Raw genomic sequence first — 3108 nt, 5'->3', positions numbered from 1 at the left:
GCCGGACGGGCTGGGTATGTCAGCCCGTCCGGCGTTTGAGGACGAGGCCGTTCAGGCCGACAGCGGGGGTCTGGGGGCGGAGCCCCCAGGGATGGGTCGGGTAGGGGCGGCGGGGGCGAGAACAAGTGCTGGCGCACCCCGCACCCCGCACGCCTTGCCCGCGCTGCGCGCCGAGCGCACGCTGGTTCCATGGGTGCGCACGAAGGCCCCACGCTCATCACCTCCGTCCAGCGGGCCTTCCGTCTGCTGGAGGCGGTGAGCGCGCACGCGAACGGCGCGCCGGCCAAGCAGCTGGCACGCGAGACGGGGCTGCCCCTGGCCACCGCCTACCACCTGCTGCGGACCCTGGTCCACGACGGCTACCTGCGGAAACTGGACGACGGCGGGTTCATCCTCGGCGACAAGCTCCAGACGCTGCGGACCACGGGCCGCGGGCAGGCGCTGCTCAGCCGGGTCCGTCCCGTGCTGGCCGCGCTGCGGGACGAGCTGGCGACCGCGGCCTACCTCACCTTCTACGAGGAGGGCGAGATCCGGGTCGCCGAGATCGTCGACGGCCCCCGGGCGCCCCGCGTCGATCTGTGGGTGGGGTTCGAGGACGCCGGTCACGCCACCGCGCTGGGCAAGTCCGTCCTGCGGGAGATGGACGAGGACGCCCGCAAGGAATACCTCTCCCGCCACCACCTCGCCGACCTCACCCCGAGGACGATCACCAGCCGGCCGGAACTGCTCCGCCGTATCGATTCCTCGCCGGTGGCCCCGGCTGTCACGGACCTGGAGGAGTACGCCCTCGGCACGGTCTGTGTCGCCGTCCCCGTCTACCGGGGCGACATACTCGGCTCGCTCGGTGTGTCCATGCCGGTGGACCGGCTCTCCCGGCTGCCGGAGATCCGGGCCCGGCTGATGCCGACCGCGGACCGTGTGACCAGGAGTCTCTCGCTCACTATCTGAAAATCCGCGCCTTGTTGCCGACCCGGTTGATCGCGTTTCCTGATTACTGGATGAAACAGGCATATCGGGGGCTCGCCCCGTACACAGGTGAGGACTGCGGACGGAACATGAGTCAGGCCCGACCCCATGGTGGCGACCACTGGCCGATGCGGACGCTCAGGAACCGCATGGCCGCACTACGGATCTTGAACGTTCTGCCCGTCCTGCCTGTGCTGATCGTCGCCGGCGTCGTCCTCGGCGACCTCGTCGGCGGAGCCGGCTCGACCTGGCTGCCGATGCTCGCCGCCGGGCCCGCACTGGCCGCCACCACCAACGGACCGCGCGGTGTCCTGTACGTCGGTCTGCTCGCCGGTGCGCTCGGCGCGATGCTCGGCACCTGGGACGGCGTACCGGACCGCGAGCTGGCCGCCGTACTGTCCGCCCTGGCCGCCGTCACCCTGGCGAGCGGCCTGGCCAGCGCCCTGCGCGGGCGCCGGGAGCGGGTCCTCGACGCTGTCCGCTCGGTCGCGGAGACCGCCCAGCACGCCCTGCTCGTCCCCGTCCCGGCTACAGTCGGCCCCTTCCAGGTGGCCGTCCGCTACAGCGCGGCGGCGGCCGAGGCCCGGATCGGCGGTGATCTGTACGCGCTGATACCCACGCCGTACGGGGTGAGACTGATCGTCGGCGATGTGCGCGGCAAGGGGCTGCCGGCCGTGGGGACCGCCGCGCTGGTGCTCGGCGTCTTCCGGGAGGCCGCCTACGACGAGCCCGATCTGCTCGCCGTCGTCGACCGCATCGAGCGGAGCCTCGCCCGCAACCTCGGCCCGGACGACTTCGTCACCGCCGTGGTCGCCGGGTACCCGAGGACCGGCCACCTGGAAGTGGTGAACTGCGGACACGCGCCCCCGCTGCTCGTCCGCGCCTCGGGCGGCGTCGTGGCCGTGGAGCCCACGCACCCGGCCCCGCCCCTCGGCCTGCGCGCCCTCACCGGCCACACTCCCGACCTGCATGTACTGCCCTTCGCCGACGGCGACCAGCTCCTGCTCTACACCGACGGAGTCACCGAGGCCCGCGACCGGGGCCGCGCCTTCTACCCGCTGGACGAAGGACTGGCCCGCCATGCCTCCGACGAGCCGTCCCGCACCCTGGACGCGCTGCACGAGGAACTGCTGGACCATGTGGGCGGCCGGCTCCACGACGACGCGGCGCTGCTCCTGATCCGCAAACCGACGGTCCGGGAAGTGGTGGTTCCCGAACCGTCGCTGGGCGGAGCCACGGGTTGCGAGGTGCCCGCTACTCGCCCGACGGCACGGTCAGCGTGACGCCGAGAGCCACCGGCGTACCGAAGTTCGGAGTGCCGTCGGCAACGTGGTCGCCACCTCCCCGTCCGAGGACGGCCGCTCCTTCTTCTACGCCAACAGCCTGCACCGGCGTCACCGGGGCGCCGTACCCGACCCCGACGCGGTGAGCCCGCGCGCCGAATCGAGCCTGCGCGCGCCCTGGTTCGCGGTGTCCTGCTGCCCGACGAACGTGGCCCGCACCCTGGCCCAGCTGCCCGCCCACCTCGCCACGGCCGACGAGCAGGGCATCCAGCTCCACCAGTACGCCGACGCGGAGATCACCACGACCCTGACAGGTGGCCCCGGCGTCGCCCTACGCGTTCGTACCGACTACCCGTCCGGCGGAAACGTGACGGTGTACGGATCGACCGCTCGCCCCCGGCCCACCCGTGGACCCTGTCGCTGCGCGTCCCGGCCTGGACGGAGGGCGCCACGGCCTACATGGTCGACCCGGACGGAACCTGCCGTACGGTCGACCCGGGCACGGCGGACGTCACCCGGGTCTGAGGTGGACGCCGTACGGGTGGATCCGTCCGTCGAGCCGGAGGACGGGCCGGACGGCACGGTGGTCGCGCCGGGAGAACTCGTCGAACGGGCCGAGGTCGATCCGAGCGAGGCCGCATGGCCGTACCGGCCACTGGACCGGGCCACCGTTTCCGCAGCCGAGCGCGCGGGAATCGTCCTGGTCCCCTACAACTCCTGGGCGAACCGCGGCCCTTCGACGATGCGCGTGTGGCTGCCGACGACCACCTAGTGTCCTGCGCCGGAGATCCGTCGGCAGAAGCGGGCGAGGGAGTCGAGAATCTCTTCGGCTGTCTTGGTCCAGATGAACGGCTTGGGG

The 3108-nt window shown here is 72.3% G+C and carries 3 protein-coding genes; all 3 read left to right on the top strand.

Annotated elements, in window-relative coordinates; translation table 11 throughout:
• The first annotated feature begins 189 nt into the window (after positions 1-189).
• The 3 genes from ACWDR4_RS50000 to ACWDR4_RS49990 all read left to right on the top strand — a co-directional run bounded on the left by ACWDR4_RS50000 (position 190) and on the right by ACWDR4_RS49990 (position 3021).
• A complete protein-coding gene (locus ACWDR4_RS50000; protein ID WP_450418841.1) occupies positions 190-948 on the top strand; it encodes an IclR family transcriptional regulator in 759 nt (252 codons plus the stop codon).
• A 167-nt stretch (positions 949-1115) separates the two neighbouring features.
• The gene (locus tag ACWDR4_RS49995; RefSeq protein WP_450418842.1) at positions 1116-2249 is read left to right on the top strand and encodes a PP2C family protein-serine/threonine phosphatase; all 1134 of its coding nucleotides are present in this window, start codon (positions 1116-1118) and stop codon (positions 2247-2249) included.
• A 46-nt stretch (positions 2250-2295) separates the two neighbouring features.
• Complete coding sequence (locus ACWDR4_RS49990) at positions 2296-3021, top strand: hypothetical protein (RefSeq protein ID WP_450418840.1); 726 nt, start codon at positions 2296-2298, stop codon at positions 3019-3021.
• Positions 3022-3108 lie beyond the last annotated feature (87 nt).

The sequence above is a fragment of the Streptomyces sp. NPDC000878 genome (assembly GCF_053599695.1).
This window is presented reverse-complemented; position numbering and strand designations above follow the sequence as displayed.